Annotated in this window: 22 protein-coding genes; 15 read left to right on the top strand and 7 right to left on the bottom strand. The window is 40.8% G+C overall.

What is annotated here, in order from left to right:
* Positions 1-215 precede the first annotated feature (215 nt).
* Together ychF and DMZ48_RS06105 are read right to left on the bottom strand one after the other, a co-directional pair.
* Positions 216-1307, bottom strand: a complete 1092-nt coding sequence (gene ychF, locus DMZ48_RS06100) for a redox-regulated ATPase YchF (protein WP_143954226.1) — start codon at positions 1305-1307, stop codon at positions 216-218.
* A gap of 98 nt (positions 1308-1405) precedes the next feature.
* Positions 1406-1756 (bottom strand): 4Fe-4S dicluster domain-containing protein, encoded by a 351-nt coding sequence (locus DMZ48_RS06105; protein WP_143954227.1) that lies wholly within the window; start codon positions 1754-1756, stop codon positions 1406-1408.
* 404 nt (positions 1757-2160) lie between these two features.
* Between DMZ48_RS06105 and DMZ48_RS06110 the strand changes: the two genes are divergently transcribed.
* The 7 genes from DMZ48_RS06110 to DMZ48_RS06140 all read left to right on the top strand — a co-directional run bounded on the left by DMZ48_RS06110 (position 2161) and on the right by DMZ48_RS06140 (position 9630).
* A complete protein-coding gene (locus DMZ48_RS06110) occupies positions 2161-3222 on the top strand; it encodes an acyl-CoA reductase (protein ID WP_143954228.1) in 1062 nt (353 codons plus the stop codon).
* Positions 3223-3301: 79 nt separating this feature from the next.
* Positions 3302-4366 (top strand): 3-phosphoserine/phosphohydroxythreonine transaminase, encoded by a 1065-nt coding sequence (gene serC / locus DMZ48_RS06115; protein WP_143954229.1) that lies wholly within the window; start codon positions 3302-3304, stop codon positions 4364-4366.
* Between the two features lie 29 nt (positions 4367-4395).
* Positions 4396-5346, top strand: a complete 951-nt coding sequence (locus DMZ48_RS06120; protein ID WP_143954230.1) for a D-2-hydroxyacid dehydrogenase — start codon at positions 4396-4398, stop codon at positions 5344-5346.
* Between the two features lie 95 nt (positions 5347-5441).
* Complete coding sequence (locus DMZ48_RS06125; RefSeq protein ID WP_143954231.1) at positions 5442-6083, top strand: DUF937 domain-containing protein; 642 nt, start codon at positions 5442-5444, stop codon at positions 6081-6083.
* An 88-nt stretch (positions 6084-6171) separates the two neighbouring features.
* On the top strand, positions 6172-6636 hold the full coding sequence (locus DMZ48_RS06130) for a DUF6146 family protein (RefSeq protein ID WP_143954232.1): 465 nt from the start codon (positions 6172-6174) through the stop codon (positions 6634-6636).
* A gap of 27 nt (positions 6637-6663) precedes the next feature.
* Entirely contained in the window at positions 6664-6957 is a 294-nt protein-coding gene (locus tag DMZ48_RS06135; RefSeq protein ID WP_143954233.1) for a DUF6787 family protein, read from the top strand.
* Positions 6958-7338: 381 nt separating this feature from the next.
* Positions 7339-9630: a TonB-dependent receptor gene (locus DMZ48_RS06140; protein ID WP_143954234.1), complete on the top strand. Its 2292-nt coding sequence runs from the start codon at positions 7339-7341 to the stop codon at positions 9628-9630.
* 90 nt (positions 9631-9720) lie between these two features.
* On the opposite strand, the gene DMZ48_RS06145 is transcribed toward DMZ48_RS06140, so the two are convergent.
* From DMZ48_RS06145 to msrA, 3 genes are read right to left on the bottom strand one after another with little or no spacing between them, the layout of a single operon-like run.
* A complete protein-coding gene (locus DMZ48_RS06145; protein ID WP_143954235.1) occupies positions 9721-10005 on the bottom strand; it encodes a hypothetical protein in 285 nt (94 codons plus the stop codon).
* Between the two features lie 47 nt (positions 10006-10052).
* Positions 10053-10649 (bottom strand): GTP cyclohydrolase I FolE, encoded by a 597-nt coding sequence (folE, locus tag DMZ48_RS06150; protein WP_143954236.1) that lies wholly within the window; start codon positions 10647-10649, stop codon positions 10053-10055.
* The gene (gene msrA / locus DMZ48_RS06155) at positions 10639-11199 is read right to left on the bottom strand and encodes a peptide-methionine (S)-S-oxide reductase MsrA (RefSeq protein ID WP_143954237.1); all 561 of its coding nucleotides are present in this window, start codon (positions 11197-11199) and stop codon (positions 10639-10641) included. Before msrA ends, folE begins: the two co-directional genes overlap by 11 nt.
* A 259-nt stretch (positions 11200-11458) precedes the next feature.
* Here msrA and DMZ48_RS06160 point away from each other — a divergent pair, with 259 nt between their 5' ends.
* Together DMZ48_RS06160 and DMZ48_RS06165 are read left to right on the top strand one after the other, a co-directional pair.
* Positions 11459-12145, top strand: coding sequence for an ABC transporter ATP-binding protein (locus DMZ48_RS06160; protein WP_143954238.1), 687 nt, complete (start codon positions 11459-11461; stop codon positions 12143-12145).
* 8 nt (positions 12146-12153) lie between these two features.
* The gene (locus tag DMZ48_RS06165) at positions 12154-12918 is read left to right on the top strand and encodes a TIGR02757 family protein (RefSeq protein ID WP_143954343.1); all 765 of its coding nucleotides are present in this window, start codon (positions 12154-12156) and stop codon (positions 12916-12918) included.
* On the opposite strand, the gene DMZ48_RS06170 is transcribed toward DMZ48_RS06165, so the two are convergent.
* Entirely contained in the window at positions 12886-14694 is a 1809-nt protein-coding gene (locus DMZ48_RS06170) for a cytochrome-c peroxidase (RefSeq protein WP_242009138.1), read from the bottom strand. The two genes, DMZ48_RS06165 and DMZ48_RS06170, sit on opposite strands and share 33 nt — an antisense overlap.
* Before the next feature lie 117 nt (positions 14695-14811).
* Positions 14812-16365, bottom strand: coding sequence for a phage tail sheath protein (locus DMZ48_RS06175; protein ID WP_242009139.1), 1554 nt, complete (start codon positions 16363-16365; stop codon positions 14812-14814).
* A 271-nt stretch (positions 16366-16636) separates the two neighbouring features.
* Between DMZ48_RS06175 and DMZ48_RS06185 the strand changes: the two genes are divergently transcribed.
* From DMZ48_RS06185 to DMZ48_RS06210, 6 genes are read left to right on the top strand one after another with little or no spacing between them, the layout of a single operon-like run.
* The gene (locus tag DMZ48_RS06185; RefSeq protein ID WP_143954240.1) at positions 16637-18133 is read left to right on the top strand and encodes a S10 family peptidase; all 1497 of its coding nucleotides are present in this window, start codon (positions 16637-16639) and stop codon (positions 18131-18133) included.
* Positions 18134-18946, top strand: a complete 813-nt coding sequence (locus DMZ48_RS06190) for a patatin-like phospholipase family protein (protein ID WP_143954241.1) — start codon at positions 18134-18136, stop codon at positions 18944-18946.
* Between the two features lie 54 nt (positions 18947-19000).
* On the top strand, positions 19001-20923 hold the full coding sequence (locus tag DMZ48_RS06195; protein ID WP_143954242.1) for a vWA domain-containing protein: 1923 nt from the start codon (positions 19001-19003) through the stop codon (positions 20921-20923).
* Positions 20920-22176 carry a dihydroorotase gene (locus tag DMZ48_RS06200; RefSeq protein WP_143954243.1) on the top strand — a complete coding sequence of 419 codons (1257 nt, stop codon included), beginning with the start codon at positions 20920-20922 and terminating at the stop codon, positions 22174-22176. The genes DMZ48_RS06195 and DMZ48_RS06200 overlap by 4 nt, the downstream gene beginning before the upstream one ends.
* Before the next feature lie 4 nt (positions 22177-22180).
* Positions 22181-22510, top strand: coding sequence for a hypothetical protein (locus DMZ48_RS06205; protein ID WP_143954244.1), 330 nt, complete (start codon positions 22181-22183; stop codon positions 22508-22510).
* Positions 22511-22526: 16 nt separating this feature from the next.
* On the top strand, positions 22527-23198 hold the full coding sequence (locus tag DMZ48_RS06210; RefSeq protein WP_143954245.1) for an alpha/beta hydrolase: 672 nt from the start codon (positions 22527-22529) through the stop codon (positions 23196-23198).
* Positions 23199-23203: the final 5 nt, after the last annotated feature.

Genomic DNA, 23203 nt, shown 5'->3' on the forward strand with positions numbered 1-23203 from the left:
GGATTTGATGCTAATATAATGTTTCACGGTCTAAAATGAAATACGTGAACCTTAAAGTAATTAACAAGGGAATCCGGTCAATTGTTAAGAACCTGATTATTTGAAAGTTGATTTTTGCAATTTTTGCAAAGCTCACAAACAATCAGGTTCAAGGCCGAATTTTTCGGAATAATGTATGTCGGATACAGGAATTTCTCCTGTAATAAGAAACGCTGTTATACGTTGAATCGGAAATGCATAATATCGCCGTCTTTTACTACATACTCTTTTCCTTCCACCCTCATTTTTCCGGCTTCTTTAACCTTGTTTTCACTACCATAGGACACATAGTCATCATATGCGATGACCTCCGCCCTGATGAATCCTTTCTCAAAATCGGTGTGTATTACACCTGCTGCCTGCGGAGCACTTGCTCCAACAGGAATGGTCCACGCCCTCACCTCTTTAACACCTGCAGTGAAATATGTCTGCAAATCGAGCAACTTATAAGCGGCTCTGATCATTTTAGAGGCTCCTGGCTCATCCAGACCTATATCTTCCAGGAACATTTTACGTTCCTCATAATCTTCCAATTCCGCGATATCTGCCTCCGTCGCAACAGCAAGTACGATGATTTCGGCATTTTCATCCTTCACCGCTTCCTTCACCTGATCTACGAACGCATTACCATCTTTTGCTGAATTCTCATCAACATTACAAACATACAATATCGGTTTTGAGGTCAATAGCTGGAAACTTTTCATGAATTCCTCCTCGTCCTCATCGGTTTCAACTGCTCTTGCAGAAATACCGCTTTCCAAAGCTTTTTTAAAGCGCATCAACAAGGCTTGCTCCTTAATCGCATCCTTATCTCCGGTCTTTGCAGCTCTGTTTACTTTCTCAAGACGCTTTTCAACGGTCTCCAGATCTTTTAGCTGAAGTTCGATATCGATAGTTTCCTTATCCCTCACAGGGTTAACACTCCCATCCACGTGAACGATATTGTCATTACTGAAACATCTTAAAACATGGATAATCGCATGACATTCGCGAATATTTCCCAGAAACTGGTTTCCCAACCCCTCTCCTTTACTGGCTCCTTTTACGAGCCCGGCGATATCCACGATCTCTACGGTTGCCGGCATTACACGCTCAGGATTCACCAAAGATTCCAGTTTTTCCAGACGCGCATCAGGTACGTTAACCACTCCCAGATTGGGTTCAATGGTACAGAAAGGGAAATTGGCACTCTGTGCCTTTGCATTCGACAAACAGTTGAACAAGGTAGATTTACCAACATTTGGGAGTCCTACGATACCGGCTTTCATATAATTGTAATTGTTTTTAGAGGCGCAAAAGTAATATTAATTCATAAAAAAATCCCAAGCCAAAGCCCGGGATTTCCATGTATTTATGAATATTTTATTTATTCATCATGCATAAATCGCTGTTTTGCCAGCAATGTCTCGTCAGATTCCACATGATCATCATCCGGAACACAACAATCCACCGGGCAAACCGCAGCACACTGAGGCTCTTCATGAAACCCTTTACATTCGGTACATTTGTCAGGAACAATATAATAGATCTCATCGCTGATAGGCGTTTGAGCATCCTCGGCATTCACCTGTTTTCCGTCAGGCAGAACCACATCACCTGATAAACTCGTACCATCGCTATATCGCCAGTCATCTGCACCTTCGTAGATCGCAGTATTTGGGCATTCAGGTTCACAAGCGCCGCAATTAATACATTCATCGGTTATAATAATAGCCATGTTCTGTCTTTTTTGAACTGTTTTTAAAAAATATTCTTGTCGAAGTACTGCTTCTGTGTCCAATGCACAAATTTCACCACTCCGATTCAGATCCTATGCTTTCAGCATATTTCTGACCACAAATGTAATAAGCATTATTTTATTTCCCGCAAAATACGCAAAAGAAATCACTAAAAGTCTATTAAATCGATATATTAATTAGATTTAAAGAATTAATTTTAAACTTCATGCCAAAAATCATTACAAGCATAGCAGCCCAAATCGTTTTACAAGCAGATCCACACCGATAGTTCCAAATAGCGCAGCCCTTTCAAAATTGCGGTATATTGTACCGAATCGTTGCATACAAATACGTAAATTTGCAGCTCTTTAGTAATACGATCAAGAAATTACATTCTATAAAAATGAGTGACATCCACAGCAGAATCGAAGCCTTCTCAAAACTCGGTACGTTCATAAAACAATTCAGTACGACTGCGCCCGTATATGATCCTGAAATTCCGGAAAATGAAACTTTTTTTGAAGGATTTGAGCAAAAAATACAGCAAACCACAGTAAATAATACCTGGTTTACCCGTGAAAACATCAGGTATGCCCTGGAAGGTTGGAGCGAACTACTGACAGCGTACAACCTGAAGATGTGGATGTCGCAATACCTGTTAGAAGATAAGGAGCCAAAGACCATAGCGATCATTATGGCGGGGAATATACCTATGGTAGGATTTCATGACCTTATTTCGGTATTGATCACCGGAAATAAGGTGATCGCCAAACTTTCATCCAATGATAAATTCCTGTTGCCTTACCTTATGGAATACTTGCAGGCTATAGCCCCGGAATTCAAGGAGGCTATTCATTTCACGGAAGAAAAATTAGAGGGATATGAGGCGGTGATCGCAACCGGCAGTAATAACACGGCACGATATTTCGAATATTATTTCGGATCCAAACCAAATATCATCCGAAAAAACCGAAACTCTGTCGCAGTGCTGACCGGAAAAGAAACGGAAGAAGAAATGAAAGCACTTGCTGATGATATTTTCCGTTATTACGGTCTCGGCTGCAGAAACGTCTCTAAATTATTTCTGCCGGATGATTATGATTTCGATAAATTCTTCAATGGCATCTTTCATTACAAAGACATCATCAATGAAGACAAATATGCAAATAACTATGACTACAATAAAGCAGTATACCTGATGAGTCTTTTCAATATTTTAGAAAACGGCTTTTTGATGTTGAAGGAAGACACCTCCTATGCCTCACCTATCGCCACGGTTTTCTATGAAAAATACGACAACCTGAACACACTTAAAAACCGTTTGGATTCCGATCGAGAATCCATACAATGTATCGTTACAGGATCCGGGATCGAAGGAGCCGTTGATTTTGGTCAATCACAGCGTCCCGGTCTCTCAGATTATGCCGATGGCATAGATACAGTTCGGTTTGTGTTGAATTTATAACATATTTTTCCGATAATTTACAATGGATTTAAATCTATATTCACCAAATTTGTAGCTATCTAACACAACGGATAAATTTATGAAAAAACACAATTTTAGTGCAGGACCCTGCATTCTCCCTCAGGAAGTTATGAAGAAAGCTTCTGAAGCAGTAATCGATTTTGAAGGAATGGGACTCTCTCTGATCGAGATCTCACACAGAAGCAAGGAATTTATCGCCGTTATGGAGAAAGCACAGTCATTAGCACTTGAGCTTTTAGGACTGGAAGGTAAAGGATATAAGGCATTGTTCCTTCAGGGAGGTGCCAGCACACAATTCCTGAATGTAGCATACAATCTGTTAAATACGAAAGCAGCATATCTGAATACAGGTACCTGGTCATCCAAAGCGATCAAGGAAGCAAAATTATTCGGAGATATCGTCGAAGTTGCTTCCTCAAAAGACGCGAACTTTAATTATATCCCCAAGGATTATACGATACCGGGCGATGCGGATTATTTCCACCTCACCTCTAACAATACCATTTTCGGAACCCAGATCAAGGATTTCCCTGAAACTGAAGTGCCGGTTGTTGCTGATATGAGTTCTGATATCTTCTCGCGCCAGCTTGACTTCTCTAAATTCGGGCTCATCTATGCAGGAGCTCAGAAGAATATGGGTCCGGCAGGAACCGTCCTGGTTGTGATCAAAGAGGATATTCTTGGAAAAACACAAAGAGCCATCCCTTCTATGCTTGATTACAAAATCCACATCGAAAAGGAGAGCATGTTCAACACACCACCGGTATTTCCGGTATATGTTTCCATGTTAACCCTTCAATGGCTAAAGGATTTAGGAGGTATCGCCGCGATCGAGAAGCGCAATGAAGAAAAAGCAGCATTGATCTATAAAGAGATCGACCGAAACCCATTATTTAAAGGTTTCGCTGCCATCGAAGACCGCTCTGTGATGAATGCGACCTTCAACCTTACCGATGAAGCCCTTAAAGGTAAATTCGACGCTATGGCCAAGGAAGCAGGATTAAGTGGAATCAACGGACACCGCAGTGTCGGAGGCTACAGAGCTTCTATGTATAACGCACTCCCTCTCGAAAGTGTACAGGCGCTCGTTGATACCATGCAGCAATTAGAAAAAGAAGCTTAAGTAAAAACACTCACAACATAAAACCAAAAATGAAAGTTTTAGCAAACGACGGAATTTCTCAAAGTGGTATCGATGCCTTGCAAAATGCAGGTTTCGAAGTGATCACCACTAAAGTTGCACAGGAACAGTTGGTGAACTACATCAATGAAAATGATGTTGCCGTATTACTGGTGAGAAGTGCTACAAAAGTTCGAAAGGATATTATTGACAATTGCCCTTCTCTGAAAGTTATTGGACGTGGTGGTGTTGGTATGGATAACATCGATGTTCAATATGCGAAAGACAAAGGTCTGCATGTGATCAACACGCCGGCTGCTTCATCAGCATCGGTTGCCGAACTTGTTTTTGCCCATTTATACGGAGGTGTACGTTTCCTTTTTGATGCAAATAGAAATATGCCGCTCGAAGGAGAAAGCAAATTCGGCCAGTTGAAAAAGGCATATGGAGGAGGTAGTGAACTTCGTGGAAAAACGCTGGGAATTATCGGTATCGGAAGAATCGGTCAGGAAACTGCCAAGATTGCGATCGGTGTAGGTATGAATGTTGTTGCCTATGACCCGTTTATTGAAGAAGTTAGCATTACCCTTAACTTTTTTGACGGGCAATCAGCAGATTTCAAGATCAAGACAATTGGTAAAGAAGAAGTACTCAAACAAGCTGACTTCATTACCGTGCATGTACCTGCTCAGAAAGAATATGTGATCGGTAAAAAAGAACTAGAACTCGTTAAGCCGGGAGTTGGTATCGTAAATGCCGCTCGTGGTGGAGTTATTGATGAAGTTGCCCTCGTTGCAGCATTAGACGATAATAAAGTAGGATTTGCCGGACTGGATGTATTTGAGAACGAACCAACACCTGCTATCAAGATCCTTATGCACCCTAAAGTTTCGCTAACTCCGCATATCGGAGCAGCGACCAGTGAGGCTCAGGACAGGATCGGTGTCGAACTTGCAGATCAGATCGCAGCCTTATTAAAATAAGAGTTAATTAACGTTTACGAAGAGGCCTTTCCAAGTATGGAAAGGCTTTTTTTTGTATCTTAAGTCCTGATTAAGAACCACTTAAATCATATAAAATGTCAGGATTATTAAGTTTATTAAACAGCGACCTGGGTAAGGAGATCATTGGAGGAATAAGCAATGAAACCGGCACCCCGGAAACGAAAACAGCAGAAACCCTCGATATGGCACTTCCGTTGCTGGTCGGGGCCATGAAAAAGAATGTGCAGCAACCAGACGGCGCTGCGAGTTTGATGAATGCGTTAGAAGCCGGAAATCACGATGGAAGTCTTCTGGATAACCTTGGAGGGTTTTTCGGCGGAGGAGTAGATAACAACGCTATGCAGGATGGTGCAGGAATCCTTGGACATTTGTTCGGTAGCAAACAACCGGAAGTCGAAAATGCCCTCAGTAACAAATCAGGGTTAAATATGGATACCATTTCAAAGATACTCAAAGTAGCCGCACCGCTCGTACTGGCTTATTTAGCAAAACAAAAAAGACAGAATAACGTGCAGCAGGCAGGAGATCTTAACGGACTCCTGGGAAGTATGCTGGGAGGACAACCTTCCCATAATCAGGATATGTTAACCTCATTGCTGGATGCAGACGGAGATGGAAGTTTTATGGACGATGTGGCTAATATGGTGGTAGGAAACACTAAAAAGCGAGGTGGCCTGGGCGGTATGCTCGACAGTCTGATGGGAGGAAATTCCTAAAGCAGCACCTGCAGATAACATTCATGCCGAATCCATAGTGGTTCGGCATTATTTTTGTAACTTCATTATCTATAAATGTTCAATTTCCATGAGAACCTTAACATCCATATTGATTCTCTTCGTATTCCTGGTTGCCTGTAGTGGAAACAAACAACTCAGTCAGAATGAAAGTGGAACTGCGGATATCTCCGCTGAAGAAAAGGCAATATTCGAGGAAAAAAAACCTGATACGGTAAGAATTGCGAATGATTCTGTGGAATATGAAATCATAATAATCGACAATGGATTTTATTCCTGGCTTAATTCCATCGCACAACCCAGAGGCTATTACAGTCAGAATTATCTGGAGAATCGAAATAACATCTATGTGATCAACTGGAATCAAAGGGTGATGAACCCAGGACGCTATGGCGATCTTTATCAGATGCGCATTGATTATGATGCTGGTACCGATTATGGGTATGAGGTGAATTATCAGCTTTACAATTACTTCCTATATTTTCAAAGAAAGTACAATCAGCGGCTTGGCCCTTTTATTCCAAGAATAAATTAGCCTATATTTGCAGCGTAATTCGGTTGTATGAACAAATTAAAACAGCGTTGGGGCATAACGTCCAATTTTCAATTTCTGGTTATTTTATTCGTATTTGCAATTACGGGGTCCTGTGCTGCCAAGCTGGGGAGTCCGGTAACCGAGTTTATTGGAGTGGATCGTGAAACCAGTTCCGGCTGGGTCTACTGGCCTGTTCGAATTTTTTCGATCTTCCCGATCTACCAGGTACTACTCGTAGTTTTCGGGTGGCTATTTGGCCAATTCCAATTTTTCTGGAATTTTGAAAAGAAAATGTTATCCAGAATGGGAATTCGTCTTTAATGAAACAAACCAAAGGTTTAAATATCAGCGCCCTATTGGCAATATTGCTCACTTTAGCAATATTCCTGCCGGATCTGGTGAAATTTGAACACTTTAGTGGCAGCCATGAGCACGAGATCTGTACCGATCATGACACCATTCACTTACACAGCCTTCATCTCGACTGTAAACTACTTCATTGTAAGACCACTACTCCACTTACACTAACTACATTCACTTATAGCCTGGTTGCTCCTGAGGAGCATAAAGCGGAGGATATGAATTTTTACTACTTCCAAAGCGAATACCAGCAGCTTCATTTCAATTTACGAGCCCCCCCCTTTTTTTTCATAAGTACATCTAATCGATAGATCAATCATTTTTATTATTTAAATTCAACTTATGAAATATATCAAAATGCTCATGGTATTGATGAGCTTCATTTTCAGTGCTCATGCACAACATAAAATTTCGGGTACCATTTCCGATGCAAAGAATGGTGAGGTAATTCCATTTGCGAGCATCTATATCCCCACACTGGACAAAGGAAGTAATGCGGACGAAAACGGGAAATTTGAAATACAAAAAATCCCAAAAGGCAAATACAATCTGGTGATCTCCGCCCTTGGATATAACACCGTTTCTATGTCTATTTCGATCGAAGCGGATACAGTTAAAGATATTGCTTTAACACCAAGCGCTATTGAAATCAGCGAGGTTATCGTCAGCACCCCGTTTCACAAACTTCAGAAAGAAAACGTGATGAAAGTAGAACGGGAAGACTTGGCTACACTGAAGAATAATGGAGCGCTTACACTAGCCGACGGGATGACCAATATCGCCGGAGTCGAAAGCGTTTCAACCGGAGTTGGAATCGGAAAACCCGTAATACGAGGATTAAGTGCTAATCGGGTATTGGTATACACCCAGGGAATTCGACTGGAAAACCAACAGTTCGGGGATGAACACGGACTCGGGATCAATGATGCTGGTATCGAGAGTATCGAAGTGATCAAAGGTCCGGCATCGCTACTTTACGGATCAGATGCATTAGGTGGCGTTCTCTATCTGAACCCCGAGAAATTTGCAAATGCCGGTGAAACACATGCAGACGTTAACGGGGATTACTATTCAAATACCGATGGATATGCGATCAACGCAGGCGCCCAGACTTCAGGCGAACATTTCAAATTCCTCGTTCGAGGTTCGCGAAATTCTCATGCGGATTACCAGCAAGGAAATGGAGTCAATGTTACAAACTCAAGATTCAATGAGACCGATCTTAAAACCGGTATCGCTTATCAGGAAAATACGTTTAAATCAGAAATTCGATACAATTATAACAGATCTAACCTTGGATTACCTGAGTCGATCGGAGTTCAGAATCGTGAACGCGGACTCATAGAACCATATCAGGAGGTAGACAATCATATTCTAAGCAATAAATCGGCTATTTTCTTTCCTAAAAGCAGTTTGGAATTTACCTTAGGTTTTACTCAGAACGATCGCAGGGAATATGAAGACCATCATCATGGTGAAGCTGAAGAAGAACATGATGAGGACCATGAAGAAGAAGCTGATCATTTAGAAGAAGAAGATCATGAAGATGAACTTCCTGCTTTACGAATGAAACTGAAGACTTTCAATTATAATGTGCATTACAAATTACCGGTTATGGGGAATTTTGAATCCATATTGGGTGTTCAGGGTATGTTGCAAAAAAATAAGAACTACGGTGAGGAATTACTGATTCCTGATGCTAATGTTAATGATATCGGAGTGATGGCCACTACGCATTATCACTTAAATACCAGTGATTTTCAATTCGGAATTCGCTTTGACAATCGTCAGCTGGACATCAACGAAACAGGAGAAGAGAACGGTGAAACCTATTTCCCGGAGTTTTCTAAATCATTCCAGAGTTTTAATGCTTCGGCCGGTTTTAGAACGGATCTGATGAAATACCTGATCGGACGGGTCAACCTTGCTACTGGATTTCGTGCTCCAAACCTGTCTGAATTAAGTTCTAATGGAAGCCATGAAGGAACCAATCGCTATGAGATAGGAAATCCGGATCTTTCGAACGAACAGAACTTTCAGATCGACCTGTCTCTTGAATACGGCTCAGACCACTATGAGTTTTTTGCGAATGTATACTACAACATGATTAAAGATTATATCTATCTCCTGCCCAGTGGAGATCTCATAGATAATGATCCGGTATATAATTATGTTCAAAATGACAGTAAACTATATGGAGGTGAATTTGGTATACACATTCACCCTCATCCTTTGGACTGGCTGCATCTGGAAAGTAGTTTTGAAACCGTAACCGGAAAACTGAACAGTGGTGAATATTTACCCCTGATCCCTGCAAACAAACTAAAGAATACCCTTAGGGCAGAATTTGTAAATCCTTCAAAGACTTTTAAATCTGCCACGGTATTTGTTACCTTACAATCAGTTTTCGATCAGAATAATATCAGTGAATTTGAAACTGCAACCGATGGATATAATTTATTCAATGCAGGCCTCAATACACAGATCAATGCATGGGGACACGAGATCGGACTCAAGATCGCCGCAAATAATATTTTTGACACTGAATATGTATCTCATCTGTCAAGATTAAAACCTGATGGAATTTATAATATCGGTAGAAATATAAACGTCGGACTCAGCATGATGCTATAGTTGCCACAAAAAACAAAAACTACGGCCGGTGTTCAGCATGAAACACCGGCCGTTTTTATTTGCACTATAAACCTACTGAATAGGTTGCGATCAACTTTCTATCCGTACTGAGGAAACCTTTTCACGACTGAACACATAGGTATAAAACCACATAATGGTAAACGAAGGGATAATATCGAGTCCCGGGATCAATTCTTCTACAAAGGCAAATACACCTGCTTTTTTTCCCAGGCTTCCCTTATACATTCGCGTCATTAAAAATCCTGATATGGGAGCCCAAACTATATCGAACCCTTCTCCTATACCCGGAATTAAATATGAGGCCATTCCCACGGCATCCAGTAAAAGTCCGGCTAATAATTTTCTATATGGCATATTATCATTGTTTTAGATAATTCTATAACAAAAAAAGTACCAAAATATTATCCCAGATCAGAACTTATAAGTTTCAGGAACTCATTTCTGGTTTCGATATTTTTAAAAGCACCCCTGAATCCAGAGGTAGTCGTGACTGAATTCTGCTTTTGAACGCCACGCATCATCATACACATATGAGAAGCTTCGATCACTACAGCCACACCCCTGGGTTTAAGATTTTCATTAATACATTCGAGTATATCATGAGTGAGTCTTTCCTGAACCTGAAGCCTTCTTGCAAATACATCCACTACTCTGGGCAATTTACTCAGTCCGACGATCTGTCCGTCCGGTATATATGCGATATGAGCTTTCCCGAAAAAAGGCAGCATATGGTGTTCACAAAGCGAATAAAGCTCAATATCCTTCACGATTACCATTTCATTGTAGTCTTCCTTAAAAATGGCACTTTTAATGATCGAAGCGGCATCCTGACTATATCCCTGAGTAAGAAACATCATCGCTTTAGCAGCTCGCTCCGGCGTTTTCTGAAGCCCTTCTCTTAATGAATCTTCCCCCAGTCCCTCAATGATCTTACGGAAACAACTTTTTACTTCATCGGTTACTTCCAGGTTGAATTCTTCATATGATTTATATACCATAAGTCGATTTAAGTTTATCGTTAAAGAATCTGTTCAGTTTTTTAATTTTCGGACTAATAATCACCTGACAGTATGGCTGCTCAGTGTTATTATTATAATAATCCTGATGATTTTCTTCAGCAACATAAAAGGGTTTCTCAGGCTCCACCGTCGTGACTACCGGATCGGGAAAAACCTTTTCTTTTTCAAGTATTTCAATAAAGGACACCGCTGCTTCATGCTGTTTTTCATCGGTATAAAATATTGCCGATCGATATTGTGTACCTGAATCATTCCCCTGCCTGTTTAAAGTAGTAGGATCATGTGTTGAGAAGAAGATCTCCAACAGGTCATGGTAACTTATTTCATTTTCATCATACGTGATTTTGATCGCTTCCGCATGCCCAGTACGACCGGTACAAACTTCCCGGTAGGCAGGATTCTTTATCGATCCTCCGGTATATCCGGATACCACAGCACGCACTCCTTTTACTCTTTCAAAAACAGCCTCAGTACACCAAAAACATCCTCCGGCAAAAATTGCCTCTTTTGTTGTGTTTTCTTGATCCATCAAATTATAAGATTTCAGATTTTCAACAGGATTCAAACCTACTGCAAACTTCAAGTATTTGGTTGCTGTCGAATCCTTTTGTATTGATTTATTACTAATTCCTAACCATTAAAATTAAGAAATGTGTAAGGGACGACCTCACAATTAACGAGAAATTATGAGCTTCCCATGCTCAATCCAACAACAAGTACCATAGAAAAAATATAATTTTGGTGTTTGTTAAGCGAATCCTTAATTTCACCAGCTATTACCGCTTTCCATGATCACAGCAAACAATGTACATAAATCTTACGACGGCCTTGAGGTATTGAAGGGAGTTGATATCCATATTGAAAAAGGCGAGATCGTATCTATCGTAGGTGCGTCAGGAGCTGGAAAAACCACGCTTTTACAAATACTGGGCACACTTGATAATCCTGATAAGAATCAGGGAACTTCGGTAATGATTAATGGTACCGATGTCAGCAGACTGAATGACCGCAACCTGGCAAAGTTCAGAAATGACCATATCGGTTTCATCTTTCAATTCCATCAGCTACTCCCTGAATTTACAAGCCTGGAAAATATATGTATTCCAGCATACATTGCTGGTAAAGGCAGAACTGAAGCTGAAGCAAGAGCGCTTGAACTTTTAAGTTTCCTCAATCTTCAGCATCGTAAAGACCATAAACCTGCCGAACTTTCCGGAGGAGAACAACAACGTGTAGCCGTAGCAAGAGCCCTTATGAATAATCCGGATATTGTATTTGCAGATGAACCCAGTGGTAATCTGGATTCTGAAAGTGCTGATAATTTACACCGACTCTTTTTTGAATTAAGGGAAAAATTTGGGCAAACCTTTGTCATCGTGACCCACAATAAAGAACTTGCAGAAATGGCCGATCGAAAACTGGTGATGGTGGATGGCACTATTGTCAGGGAGGAGAAACCTGTGAAAAACCTGTAATGCAAAAGATTCCCGCTGCTGAGTTAAAGGAGTTTCTGGATGAAAAAGCTGATTTTTATAACAATCCGGATTTTATAACTTCCGACCCGATACAGATCCCACACAAATTCCGATTAAAGGAAGATATTGAGATCTCAGGTTTTCTGGCGGCGACTATCGCCTGGGGTAACCGCAAAAGCATCATCAATAACGCCGAAAAAATGATGGAACTGATGGGAGATAGTCCTTATGATTTCATCATGAATCATAAAGAAGAGCATCTCGAAAGGCTCCTACCCTTTGTCCACCGAACCTTTAATGGTCATGACCTGATTCAGTTCACCAAAAGCCTGCAACATATCTACAAGTATCACGGAGGGCTGGAAATGGTATTCGTTTTCGATGAAGATACCGCTTCCATGCAGGAACAAATCTCAAAGTTTAAAGAGCTATTCTTTGAAACCGAACATTTGGAAAGAAGCAAAAAACATATATCAGATCCTGCAAAAGGGTCTGCCGCGAAGCGGATAAATATGTTTTTAAGATGGATGGCCCGTAAAGATAATAAAGGAGTAGACCTGGGTATTTGGAAAACTATAGATCCGGCTCACCTTTCCTGCCCACTGGATGTTCATTCCGGAGGTGTGGCCAGAAAACTCGGCATTTTGAAAAGAAAGCAAAATGATGCCAAAGCCCTGAAAGAACTCGATGATTCTCTCAGAGCCCTGGACCCCTCCGATCCGGTAAAATATGATTTTGCCTTATTTGGACTCGGAGTTTTTGAGAAGTTCTGAATTATTCACCGTTAAACTATAATTTCCCTTGTCTACCGCAGTATCCTCAAGGGTTTTCAGAAATGCGACAAGCGCTGACTTCTCTTCCTCACTGAGTTCCAGCTTATCAAAAGGCAGGGTTAGATATTCAAGATCGAAACCCAGTCCGCCTCCCCCGCCAAGATCATAAAATTCGATTACCTCTTCAAGCGTCTGATATACTCCATTATGCATGTATGGAGCGGTCAGGCTACTATTTCTTACGGTTGGAGTCTTAAACATTCCTTTATGCAACTCACTTCGATACATATGATAAAAACCATTGTCGTCATCAATCTTCAAATTTTCAGCGGATTCAGGAACACCGATCACTTCCTTTTCGGATTCCTGGAAAAATGGAGGTACGGTTCCGTTCGTCAACGGTATGAAATGACAGGTTGCGCATAAGCCTTTACCCATAAAGACATTAAATCCCAAACGCTCTGCATCCGTAAAATTATCTTCCTCTCCTCTAATATTACGGTCAAATTTAGAATTGAATCCATTCAATTCAGTGATATATGATGCGATGGCCTTTACCATATCCGAATTCTTTGGATTAGATCCAAATATAGACTGTAGTTCTTCTTTATAGTCTGGATCCTCCAGGATCGCATCAGACAACTGATGAACCTGGGTGTTGAATTCATCCTCATTTGTAAAAACTGCACTGATCTGCTCGATAAGATCCTGCGAGCGTCCATCCCAAAAGAATTTTTGCTGAAAGACACTGTTGATCAGTGTAGGTGTATTTCTCATGAGCAATCCTCCCTTATTATCCTGGCTTTGCTGTAATCCATCAGCATAAGCCATTTCAGGTTTATGACAGGAGATACAGGCCAAATTTTCTTTTGAAGAGAGTTTGGGCTCATTAAAAAGTCGCTTCCCTAACGCTATCATTTCGGGACCTGCATTTCGGTTCACTGCAGGCGTGAAAAATGCTGTATTAAAGCTATTCCTTTCAAAGAAAGTAGGTGCATCGAAGTTAAACGGGGTTCCATCGATCTGATCACACATCTTACTCTCCTTTCTTATCGAAACCCAGGTACGGGTTATCGGATTCATATAATCTCTTAAAAAGATAAAGCGATCAAACTCCTCAAAGGGAACGGAACTCCTAAGGAAAGTCACCGCACTGATTATTCTTTTATGGAATTGTTCATCCAAAGGTTTATTTTGTTTTCTGATAAGTGGCTGCAAACTCAACGAATATACCTCATAAAGCGATTCAAGTGACACGGCCGATTCTTCTATCCCAAAATGACTTACAGGAGTATCAAACCCCGAAATCCCAAAACTTACGATCCTGAATAATTGTTGATGAGTCGCTATAAAAAATCGATTCGCATTCAATTCCCTTTTCTGCAGATTTTTGCGCAGATTCTTCATAAGACCAATAGTCACATCGATCTCACGATAAAAGTCATTCTCACTCCAATCTCCTTCAAAGATGCTTTCTTCGATCTTCTGTAAACCAATTGGAGGCATGATCCTGGAGTTATCTTCCAGAAAAACCGGCAAAGCCGGACCATTCACCTGATGTCCGACCGGTGGATTAAGGTAACTGGCATACGGTTCCGCCTTTTTAAAATACTGACGAATTAACTTAAAGTTATACTTTAAGCTGTCGTTGCTTTTAGCAGTGTTTTTAAGGGATTCAAGACCTTCTATTGCTGTATCCAGCGAAGATAAATAGTAATTACCTGCCACGTTCCAGTCAACCCCATCCATGATCTTAGGACCGGAGCAGGAATTCATTATTAACAGGATGAAGAGTAGCGTTATTATACGGAACATCTTTAGAATATTTTATAAACTAAAAGGATCTCCGTTGTAAAACGGAGATCGCCTTTACGTAATTGTTTTCTAATAATTTTATCTCGGTAATCCTTGAAGAACTACGATCTGAGAAGCCTGGCTATCTTCAAAAACAGCGGAATGATCATGACCATCCAGACTTTTGAATGCTTCATTCTTCCAATAGTGAGGCTGTAAAGCCAGAATAAAAGTTCCTTCTACCCCAACTTTGTCAGACACATCGATCAAAGAACCGAACTCTCCTGAAAATCCTGTACTGAAGTTTTCCGAAAGATCCTGACGTACTACCAATTCTAAAACTTTTCTGGAATTATTTCCATTGATATCCGATTGATAGATATAAGAAGCATGTCCTCTGTCAAAAGAGTTCGGATCTTCCTGAAAATAGATGAAATTATCGGTTACACAGATATTATCAGGACTCTGAAGCGTTGAAAGATTTCCATCCATATTATTAGTATCTGTATTTCCACTGATCACCTGAGTTAATTTACCAGTCAATGGTGAATTTTCATCGAGTTCCAGTTTATAGATCGTACCCCAATCATTGTAAGTACCAGCTCCTGGTCCGCGTCCTGTGACCGCAAAGAAAACATTGCGCCCCTTTTCATCGGTACCTTTTTGATAATCCACATCTTCTACACGCATGAAATGAGAAGCAAAAACGCTTTCACATGCAGCTTCCATTTCATTTTTGGTTAAGTCTTTACCTCCTTCAATCTTAACGAACTCTACATCATAAGTCTTTTTAAAATCGAGATCTCCCTCATTGTAAGTTGTATTTGCAGTCACTTCGGCTACCCCTCCGGCTCCATCGGAAACCTGTTTGAAGCGCAGTACGTAAACTTCACCATTTTGAAGATCATCATCTCCGTTTTCTGAATAATACAGGATCACTTGTCCCTCAGACCCACTGGAATCATCATCTCCTCCGATAACAACCGTCTTACCGGAATATGCATTCTTTGGGAGTGGCACAGCATTTTCCCATGAAAATTCTCCAAGAGCATCCAGACCGAAATCTGCATCGGGAGTCGGTGTTTCCACCCATGGATCGATTCCTTTTACATCATAATTGATACTTTCAGAAGCTGAAAGAAACAAATCAGATGCTCCTCCATGAATAGCAGCTTCCCACATAGTTCCGGAACATTGTCTGGCATAATCCGAAACCCCGGAATTCAAAAGATAATCACCGGAAACAGGATTCAGATATGCATCAAGATGAATACGTGCGACTGCATAGCTATCTTCACAATTCACGATATACATATATCCGTCTCCATCCTTCAGAAAACCTGCACCATCAGCAGAACCTGCTAACTGGAACCCGTTCTCCAATTGATCAGGAGAGCTGATCAGCGAATAGGCATTTACAAAGTTAAATTGAGGATCCAAAGCAACCAATGGTGCCACCGTTGATTTATTTTCGAAGATCGTTTGTTCGGGTTGATAATCAGCTCCATCTTCACCATCTTCACCATCAACACCGTCTTTACCATCCACTCCGTCGATTCCGTCTACACCGTCTTCCGGATCACAGGAAACGAATACAATTCCCAGATTCAGGAACAGAAAAAGGTACATGAAAGTTTTCTTTAAGGTTGTCATTTAATTTAGTTTTAAGATTTAACGCTAATTTATCGCTGCACCCTTTGATAAAAGTTATCCGTTTTTCAAGTGATCATTATCAAATAAACAACTGAATGTTATTATATTAAGTAACTGTTAATTCGAAACCATCGATTTGCATTACCGTTTTTTTTAATTAAATTTTAAGACTTTACGCACCAATTCTTTCTTCTTTTGTGCGTAATATTCGACCCGGAATGTATTTTTGACAAATTCCATTAAATACCTACATTTAAAAAAAAACTAACCAATGACAAAACTCTCTACCTTGTTTGTAATGATGTGCCTGTCTGTTACCTGTTTGGTATCTGCACAGAAACAGGTCGTCTTACCTGCCGATTCAATTGTTACTACCGCTCATCAGGTCGTGATAAAAGGAAAAAAAGTATCCTATAATACAGACACGGGAACTATTCCTGTATGGGACAAAGATGGTAATCCAATCGCTGCACTCTATCACACGTATTATTATCGTACAGATGTATCTAATAATGTCGACAGACCTCTACTCATCTCTTTTAATGGCGGACCTGGATCTGCTTCGGTATGGATGCATATCGCGTATACTGGTCCGAAGGTTCTTAATATCGACGATGAAGGATATCCAGTTCAGCCCTACGGTGTTAAAGACAACCCTAATTCGATTCTGGACATTGCAGATATCGTTTATGTAAATCCAGTCAACACCGGGTATTCCAGAATGTTAGCCGGTAAAGATGGAAAGATGCCTGATAGAAAGCAATTCTTTGGAATCCGTCAGGACATCAGTTATCTCGCTGACTGGATCACTACTTTCGTAACCAGAAATAACCGTTGGCGTTCGCCTAAATATATTATCGGTGAAAGCTATGGTGGTACACGTGTTGCCGGACTTGCTTTGGCGCTTCAGGAAAGACAATGGATGTATTTGAACGGAGTGATCATGGTTTCACCTGCAGATTATACCGTTTATAACAGTGCCGGCCCTGTAGGTGATGCATCGAATCTGCCATATTTCACCGCAGCTGCCTGGTACCATAAAAAACTTTCTCCCGAATTACAGGCCCGGGATCTTACTGACATATTGCCGGAGGCTGAAAGCTTTGCTGTAAATTCGCTAGTACCTGCCTTAACCAAAGGAGGCAACATCAGTGATCAGGAACGAAATCAGGTGGCTTCTAAAATGGCCTATTACTCAGGGATCAGTGAAAAATCCATTCTGGACCATAATCTTTCAGTACCCACCTCATTCTTCTGGAAAGAATTATTGAGACAAGAAGGTAAAACCATAGGCAGACTTGATTCCCGTTATCTGGGAATCGATCGCCAGAATGCAGGAACAAGACCAGATTATAATGCTGAACTTACCTCCTGGTTACATTCTTTCACCCCTGCGATCAACTATTATCTGCAGGAGGAACTAAAATTCAAGACCGATCTTAAATATTTCATGTTCGGCCCCGTACATCCATGGGATATGGATAACGAAAATACCCGTGAAGATCTTCGTCAGGCCATGGCACAGAACCCATACCTGAATGTGATGTTCCAATCCGGGTACTTCGATGGAGCCACCACGTATTTCAGCGCTAAAATGACGATGTGGCAATTGGATCCGTCTGGCACTTTACAAGATCGCATGAGTTTTAAAGGATATCGTAGCGGACATATGATGTATCTTCGTAATGAAGACCTGCAAACTGCTAACGATGATCTGAGAAACTTTATAAACAGCACCCTTACCAAAGGTGAATCTGCGAAATACTAAATGGCTGAAGATAAACCATATCGCTGTGGGATCGTCCTCGGAGGAGGCGGCACCAGGGGATTTGCTCATTTAGGGGTATTAAAGGCCCTTGAAGAAAAAGGAATAAAACCTGATATCATTTCAGGAGTAAGCGCCGGCGCAATTGCCGGCGCTTTTATTGCTAATGGCATTTCACCCGAAGATACCCTGAACATCATGAAGTCACATCGCCTTTTTGATTTTACCACATTTCAGCTACCCAAGACAGGACTTCTCAATTTCGATAAGCTTAGTGCACACCTCAGGAAGCATCTTGGAGATATGAACCTGGAAGATACCCCAATACCCTTTATAGTCACAACAACCGACCTTTTGAAGGGAAAGGTTCGTTACTTCAAAAAAGGGAATCTGGCTGATATAATCCAGGCTTCGGCCTCAATCCCGGTGTTATTCTCTCCGGTTAAATTGGAAGATTCTTACTATGTTGACGGGGGAGTCTTTAGCAATACACCTATCGCCCCGTTGTTGGGTCTTTGTGAAAAAATCATTGTGATCAATATCAGTCCTCTCGACAGTATTGAAACACCGGGAAATATCCGTGATATTGCTGCGCGCACCTTCCAATTAAGCGTAAATGCCTCGAACCTTCTAGCCCGTGACAGCTGTGATCTCTACATCGAACCGGAAGGACTTGCTAATTTCCCAATCCTGGATTCATCCAGAGCTGATGAACTTTATCAGATCGGCTATAATTATACCGCAGCTTTAGAGATAGACCTCTTTGAAAAACAGAATCTCTGGTCAAAGCTAGGCAACTTCTTTAAAAGTGAATAATTATTTAGCAGGCAGCTAATAAAATTCTATATTTGAATATACAGTTTAACCGGAATGCATTTAAAACATCCTGAAATTCTCTGGGCACTTTTCCTGCTGCTTATCCCCGTTTTTGTCCACCTGTTCAGGTTGCGCAAATTCAGAAAGGAATATTTCACCAATGTACGATTCCTACAGACGGTCATCAGGGAAACCCGCAAAAGCTCAAGGCTGAAGAAATGGCTCGTTCTTTGCACCAGATTACTGGCTTTAGCTGCGATTATCATAGCTTTTACACAACCGTATACCGCAAATAAGGAAATTGATGAAAAACCATCGGAAACATTGGTTTACCTGGACAATTCATTCAGTATGCAACTTAAAGGACCTGATGGAGAACTCTACAAAAGGGCAGTCAATGAACTGATTGGTAATTTTGACAGAAATACCAATTTCACCTTATTTACCAATACAAACACCTTTGGCCCTGGTACGGTTAGCAGTATACAGAACGAATTGCTTTCAGAAGGTTACTCTTCCATCCAAACGCCTTTAAGCGAGGTACTATTGAAAGCCCAACAAAAGCTGAGCGGAGAAAAGGCAAATTTAGTGGTCATCTCAGATTTTCAGGAATTCCCGAATGAGGATCCTATCATCATCCCGGAAAACCTCAATACTGAATTCATTACCTTGAAGCCTACTCAGGTCCAAAATATCTCAGTCGATAGTTTGAATTTCAGATCTGAAAACCAAACTGAACTGATTTTACAGATCTATTTCAGCAAAAGCGGAACTATCGCAGATAATGTACCGGTATCGGTATATGGTGACGGTACCTTATTATCCCGATCAAATCTTAATTTTGAATCCGGCAACTCCGTAAACAACATTGAAATCAGTATCCCTTACAAACCCGGAATGTCAGGAAGTGTGGAAGTTGAAGACAATGGCTTACGCTTTGATAATAGATTATACTTTAATATTCAGAATAAACAACCCGTAAAAGTCCGGATCATTGGAAATGCTGATGACAGATTTCTTCAACGTATCTTCAAAGAAAATGATTTTATCGTGAGTTCAGAATCTCCCGAAAGAACTGATTACAATACTTTGGGAGTACAAAATTTCATAATTCTTAACGAACCCGGAGACATACCTGTCACTTTAATTTCAGCATTACAGGAGGCGGTAAGTAAAGGAAGTAAGTTACTGGTCATACCGGATTCAAACTGGATTCTTGCTGACTATAATTCGATAGCGCTACCCTTTAATTTCCCGGAGGCTTCTTCGATTTCAGATCAGGAAGGCTTGATAACTACGATAAACTTTGAACATCCCTTATTTAAAGGCGTTTTTGAACGTGCTGTTGAGAACTTTGAATACCCACGAACCAAAAAGTTCTTTAAAACAGGTTCAGGCGGAGAAGGAATTATCCGTTTTGCAGGAAATGATCTGTTTCTGGCAGGCAATAAAGGAAATTATTTTTTCACCGCAGCTATCGACACGGATAACAGTAACTTCCAGAATTCTCCCCTCATCGTACCGGTGATCTATAATATGGCTATTCAAAGTTTACGCCCTTCACGCCCCTACTATACGATTGGACAGGAAAATATCTTTGATCTTGCTATTTCGATCGGTCAGGATGAGATTATAGAAATTTCAGGAAACAATGAACATTTTATCCCGCTACAACAACGATTTAATGACCGGGTGACACTTATGACTACTGACATGCCGGAAACAGCCGGACATTATGATTTAATGCAAAAGAGCTCTGAGATCGGTGCAGTAAGCTATAATTATTCCAGAAAAGAAAGCAATCTCTTCTACCGCGATTTATCACAGATTGAGGGAGTTCAGATATCTGATCAGGTAAAAGCTGCTTTGTTGGAATTAAAAAGTAAAAACATGGTGAATGAGCTTTGGAAATGGTTTGTTATTTTTGCATTGGCATGCCTCTTTGCCGAAATGCTCATTTTAAAATACGTTAAATGAAATTTCTCATTAAATCCGCTACAATAATTGATCCCAGGGGTCAATATCACAACCAGCAAAAGGACATTCTGATCACCGATGGTATTATCACCGCCATAGAAGATTCCATCGGATCCGATCCGGAGATCACGGTGATCGAAAAAGAAAACCTTCATGTCTCACGAGGCTGGTTCGATACCAGTATTTGTTTTGGAGAACCCGGATATGAAGAGCGTGAAACCATCGCAAATGGTCTTAATACAGCCGGTAAAAGCGGATATACCGGTGTGGTTTTAAATCCGAATACCAATCCCGTTACCGACGGACATTCCAATATCAATTTCTTAAAAAATAAAGCCAACGGACATCCGGTAAATATTTATCCGGTTGGAAGTCTTACTGTCAATAGTGAAGGAGTGGATCTTGCGGAACTTTATGATATGAGATCTGCCGGAGCGGTTGCCTTCGGAGATTATCAGCATTCCGTGAGCAACCCAAACCTCATGAAACTGGCACTTCAGTATTGTCAGAGTTTCAACGGACTCGTAATGTCATTTCCACAGGAGGATAAGATTGCCGGAAAAGGGGTTGTTAATGAAGATGAATCGACCATTAAACTAGGATTAAAAGGAATTCCCGCCCTTGCTGAAGAATTACAGATCGCCCGTGATCTTTATATACTAGAATACACCGGCGGTAAGCTGCATATTCCTACCATCAGTACCTCAAGATCAGTTGCATTAGTGCGAGCTGCAAAAGAAAAATCTCTGGACGTTACCTGTAGTGTAGCCATCCATAATCTGATGTTCGACAGCGGAGCCCTGAACGAATTTGACACGCGTTTTAAAGTACTCCCCCCGTTACGCACACAGGAGGATATCGTTGCGCTAAAAGCCGGACTTGAAGACGGGACCATTGATTTTATAACCAGCGACCATAACCCGATCGATATCGAACATAAGAAAGTAGAATTTGATCATGCAATGTATGGTACTATAGGCCTTGAAAGTGCTTTCGGTGCTCTGTTAAAAATGTTCAGTCTTGAAAAGGTCATTGAAATACTAACCTCAGGGAAATCAAGATTTGATGTTTCTGAAGCCGATATTAAAACCGGTGAAGCAGCAGACCTGACCTTATTCAACCCCTCGCATACGTATACGTTCAATAAATCGGATATTCATTCGACATCTGCGAATAGCGCATTCCTGGGCTCTGAACTTGAAGGGAAAGCTTACGGAGTTTTCAATGAAGGAAAAATACTTTTAAACGATTAGTCTCATGGATCAACACACGATCAGAGAAGGTAAAACCACAGCCCTGGTTAGTTATTTTTCAATTGTAGGGACACTGATCGCTATTTTCATGAATCTGGACCCTAAGAATCCATTTGCCAGATTTCACATCAGACAAGCATTTGGTATAAATGTACTTTATCTTTTCTTCGGATATTTTGTTGGATATTTTCAAAATATCATGATCTTCTGGGCATTTTTCACCTGTTTTTTTGTTTTATGGGTATACGCCTTCACAGGGGCCGTTCAGAATAAAATGACCGAGATCCCAGTTTTAGGCCCATATTTCCAACGATGGTTTCAATTCATTCAATAATCTAAATAATATATCCTTGAAGACCCAGTCACTAAGCCTTACCCATTTGATCAGAGAACCGGAAATCGAGATTGAAAATCCACCGGTACTGTTTTTGTTTCATGGATATGGTAGTAATGAAGAAGATCTGTTTTCCTTTGCTGGTGAACTTCCCGAGGAATTATTCATTATCTCTGTTCAGGCTCCCTATGATCTGATGCCTTATGGTTACGCCTGGTATGCAATTCATTTTGATGCAACAGACGGAAAATGGAGTGATGAGAAACAAGCAATCGTCTCAAGAGACAGCATCGTTTCTTTTATCGATGAAGCCTGTGAAGCTTATCAACTCGATAAAGAAAAGATCAGTTTGCTGGGATTCAGTCAGGGAAGCATACTCAGTTATGCAGTCGCCTTAAGCTACCCGGGTAAGATTCGTAATGTCATTGCGCTAAGTGGGTATATGAACCTTAACTTGATTAAGTCTGAAAATCTTAAACAGGGAAATTTCCAAAATCTCCATATTTATGCTTCTCATGGAAGTGCAGATCAAGTCATTCCGGTTGAATGGGCCCGAAAAACCCCGGAAATCCTTAAGGATTTGAATATCGATTATATCTATGAAGAATTTCCGGTGGGTCATGGTGTGGCACCCCAGAATTTCTATTCGTTCAATAAATGGCTCAGGAACCGCTTAAAAGAGGACTAGTCACA

The organism is Robertkochia solimangrovi, from assembly GCF_007279655.1.
Lineage (GTDB): Bacteria > Bacteroidota > Bacteroidia > Flavobacteriales > Flavobacteriaceae > Robertkochia > Robertkochia solimangrovi.

What these genes read in the sequence shown, in the direction of transcription:
- ychF (WP_143954226.1), bottom strand. Translation starts at nt 1,307, where the DNA reads ATGAAAGCCGGTATCGTAGGACTCCCAAATGTTGGTAAATCTACCTTG.
- DMZ48_RS06105 (WP_143954227.1), bottom strand. Translation starts at nt 1,756, where the DNA reads ATGGCTATTATTATAACCGATGAATGTATTAATTGCGGCGCTTGTGAA.
- DMZ48_RS06110 (WP_143954228.1), top strand. Translation starts at nt 2,161, where the DNA reads ATGAGTGACATCCACAGCAGAATCGAAGCCTTCTCAAAACTCGGTACG.
- serC (WP_143954229.1), top strand. Translation starts at nt 3,302, where the DNA reads ATGAAAAAACACAATTTTAGTGCAGGACCCTGCATTCTCCCTCAGGAA.
- DMZ48_RS06120 (WP_143954230.1), top strand. Translation starts at nt 4,396, where the DNA reads ATGAAAGTTTTAGCAAACGACGGAATTTCTCAAAGTGGTATCGATGCC.
- DMZ48_RS06125 (WP_143954231.1), top strand. Translation starts at nt 5,442, where the DNA reads ATGTCAGGATTATTAAGTTTATTAAACAGCGACCTGGGTAAGGAGATC.
- DMZ48_RS06130 (WP_143954232.1), top strand. Translation starts at nt 6,172, where the DNA reads ATGAGAACCTTAACATCCATATTGATTCTCTTCGTATTCCTGGTTGCC.
- DMZ48_RS06135 (WP_143954233.1), top strand. Translation starts at nt 6,664, where the DNA reads ATGAACAAATTAAAACAGCGTTGGGGCATAACGTCCAATTTTCAATTT.
- DMZ48_RS06140 (WP_143954234.1), top strand. Translation starts at nt 7,339, where the DNA reads ATGAAATATATCAAAATGCTCATGGTATTGATGAGCTTCATTTTCAGT.
- DMZ48_RS06145 (WP_143954235.1), bottom strand. Translation starts at nt 10,005, where the DNA reads ATGCCATATAGAAAATTATTAGCCGGACTTTTACTGGATGCCGTGGGA.
- folE (WP_143954236.1), bottom strand. Translation starts at nt 10,649, where the DNA reads ATGGTATATAAATCATATGAAGAATTCAACCTGGAAGTAACCGATGAA.
- msrA (WP_143954237.1), bottom strand. Translation starts at nt 11,199, where the DNA reads ATGGATCAAGAAAACACAACAAAAGAGGCAATTTTTGCCGGAGGATGT.
- DMZ48_RS06160 (WP_143954238.1), top strand. Translation starts at nt 11,459, where the DNA reads ATGATCACAGCAAACAATGTACATAAATCTTACGACGGCCTTGAGGTA.
- DMZ48_RS06170 (WP_242009138.1), bottom strand. Translation starts at nt 14,694, where the DNA reads ATGAATTCCTGCTCCGGTCCTAAGATCATGGATGGGGTTGACTGGAAC.
- DMZ48_RS06175 (WP_242009139.1), bottom strand. Translation starts at nt 16,365, where the DNA reads ATGACAACCTTAAAGAAAACTTTCATGTACCTTTTTCTGTTCCTGAAT.
- DMZ48_RS06185 (WP_143954240.1), top strand. Translation starts at nt 16,637, where the DNA reads ATGACAAAACTCTCTACCTTGTTTGTAATGATGTGCCTGTCTGTTACC.
- DMZ48_RS06190 (WP_143954241.1), top strand. Translation starts at nt 18,134, where the DNA reads ATGGCTGAAGATAAACCATATCGCTGTGGGATCGTCCTCGGAGGAGGC.
- DMZ48_RS06195 (WP_143954242.1), top strand. Translation starts at nt 19,001, where the DNA reads ATGCATTTAAAACATCCTGAAATTCTCTGGGCACTTTTCCTGCTGCTT.
- DMZ48_RS06200 (WP_143954243.1), top strand. Translation starts at nt 20,920, where the DNA reads ATGAAATTTCTCATTAAATCCGCTACAATAATTGATCCCAGGGGTCAA.
- DMZ48_RS06205 (WP_143954244.1), top strand. Translation starts at nt 22,181, where the DNA reads ATGGATCAACACACGATCAGAGAAGGTAAAACCACAGCCCTGGTTAGT.